The 2394-nt window shown below is 71.5% G+C and carries 2 protein-coding genes and 1 pseudogene; all 3 read left to right on the top strand.

The window, feature by feature from the left end; all coding sequences use genetic code 11:
* The coding region (locus tag E2E34_RS33415) for an RNA polymerase sigma factor SigF (protein ID WP_138905584.1) at positions 1 to 807 on the top strand (807 nt) is incomplete at its 5' end.
* 220 nt (positions 808 to 1027) lie between these two features.
* Positions 1028 to 1894: an RNA polymerase sigma factor SigF gene (locus E2E34_RS33420; protein WP_138905585.1), complete on the top strand. Its 867-nt coding sequence runs from the start codon at positions 1028 to 1030 to the stop codon at positions 1892 to 1894.
* Between the two features lie 59 nt (positions 1895 to 1953).
* Positions 1954 to 2394: pseudogene (locus E2E34_RS35765) on the top strand (hypothetical protein); the annotation flags it as partial.

Consider the following 2394-nt stretch of genomic DNA (forward strand, 5'->3'; position numbering starts at 1 on the left):
CCCGAGACCGCCCCCGACCCCCCGGCGGCCAGCACCCCCAAGAGCCGTGGCGCGGACACCAGGGCCCTCACGCAGGTGCTGTTCGCGGAGCTGAAGGGGCTGGACCCGGGCACGCCCGAGCACAACCGGGTGCGCGGCGCCCTCATCGAGGCGAACCTGCCGCTGGTGCGGTACGCCGCGGCCCGCTTCCGCAGCCGCAACGAGCCGATGGAGGACGTCGTCCAGGTCGGCACGATCGGCCTGATCAACGCGATCGACCGGTTCGACCCGGACCGCGGCGTCCAGTTCCCGACCTTCGCGATGCCGACCGTCGTGGGCGAGATCAAGCGGTACTTCCGCGACAACGTCAGGACGGTCCACGTGCCCCGGCGGCTGCACGAGCTGTGGGTGCAGGTCAGCGGGGCCACCGAGGACCTCACGACGGCCCACGGGCGCTCCCCCACGACCGCTGAGATCGCGGAGCGCCTGCGCATCTCCGAGGACGAGGTGCTGGCGTGCATCGAGGCCGGGCGGTCGTACCACGCGACCTCGCTGGAGGCCGCCCAGGAGGGTGACGGGCTGCCCGGCCTGCTCGACCGGCTCGGGTACGAGGACCCGGCGCTGGCCGGCGTCGAGCACCGCGACCTCGTGCGGCACCTGCTCGTACAACTGCCCGAGCGCGAACAGCGGATTCTGCTGCTCCGGTACTACAACAACCTGACACAGTCCCAGATCAGCGCCGAGCTCGGCGTCTCGCAGATGCACGTGTCGCGGCTTCTGGCACGGAGCTTCGCCCGCCTCAGATCCGCAAATCGAATCGAGGCGTAACCGGATCGGGTAAGACCCGCCTATGGCCGAAAAGCCGCACACCCCCTCTTTCCTGCGCAGATTTGTCGACTTGGCGCTACAGCGTGTTGCCGACATGTGACATTCTGCTGGAACCGCGTTTGCCGCAGCTTCGCCGCCGGTATTCAGGTGGAGGCTGCTTCCTCCGACGGGAGCGCCCCGACGCTACCGTCAGCGACCGCAGGACTGAAAGGGGGCCGGCATGTCCGCAGAAATGGGCAGCTCGAAGGTGCTCACCAAGGAAGTGCCCGCCGTGCTCGACCAGGTGACGGCTCCTCAGCCGCCACCGCTGGTGTCGCAGCCGGAAGCCATCGACACCCGCACTCTGTCCCGCTCCCTCTTCCTGCGGCTTGCCGCCCTCGACCAGGACAGCCCCGACCGTGTGTACGTGCGGGACACCCTCATCGAGCTGAACCTCCCTCTGGTGCGGTACGCCGCGGCCCGCTTCCGCAGCCGCAACGAGCCGATGGAGGACATCGTCCAGGTCGGCACGATCGGCCTGATCAAGGCGATCGACCGGTTCGACTGCGAACGGGGCGTGGAGTTCCCGACGTTCGCGATGCCGACGGTCGTCGGCGAGATCAAGCGCTTCTTCCGCGACACCAGTTGGTCGGTACGGGTCCCCCGCCGCCTCCAGGAGCTGCGGCTCGCGCTGACGAAGGCGAGCGACGACCTCGCGCAGAAGCTCGACCGGTCGCCGACCGTGCCCGAACTCGCCGCCGTGCTCGGCGTCTCGGAGGACGACGTCGTCGACGGGCTGGCCGTGGGCAACGCCTACACCGCGAGCTCGCTGGACTCCCCCTCCCCGGAGGACGACGGCGGCGAGGGGTCGCTTGCGGACCGGCTCGGCTACGAGGACATGGCGCTGGAAGGCGTCGAGTACCGCGAGTCGCTCAAGCCGCTGCTGGCCAAACTGCCGCCGCGCGAGCGCCAGATCATCATGCTGCGGTTCTTCGCGAACATGACGCAGTCCCAGATCGGCGAAGAGGTCGGCATCTCGCAGATGCACGTCTCGCGCCTGCTCACGCGCACGCTCGCACAGCTGCGGGAAGGGCTCATCGCCGACTGACCCCGGACACCGGGTCCTGCGGGGTTACTAATTGACGGTGCGTCAGACACACTGGCGCGATGCGACGTCATGGTCTGACACACGGCCGCCGAGGTGCCGCCACGGGCGCCGCGGCGGTTGTGCTGTGTCTGGGCGGGGTCCTGGCCACGTGCGGCGGCGAGAGCGGCGACGGTTATGTGGCGGTCGGCGCGGCGGGCTCGGGGGCCGAACGGGCGCCCGGGCGGACCGTACCGCCGCAGGGCGAGGTCGAGCTGGTGCCGCTCGACAAGAAGAGCGCCCGCGGGGACGGACGTGACGGGCCGCGCCGCGCCGGCCCGCCCGCCGGCCGCCCGGACGCGGACACCGGCGACGCCGACGACACGGGCGCGCCCGGCGACGGCAGCGGCTCGGCGACGGCGCCGCCCGGCCGGGGCGGCACACCGGACTCCGGCGGGGGCGCCCCGCGGACCCCCGGCGCGCCCGGCCCGGGCGAGGACGGCAGCGGCGGTGGAGGAGGAGGC

The organism is Streptomyces albidochromogenes (assembly GCF_005981925.1).
In the GTDB taxonomy this organism is placed as follows: Bacteria; Actinomycetota; Actinomycetes; order Streptomycetales; family Streptomycetaceae; genus Streptomyces; species Streptomyces albidochromogenes.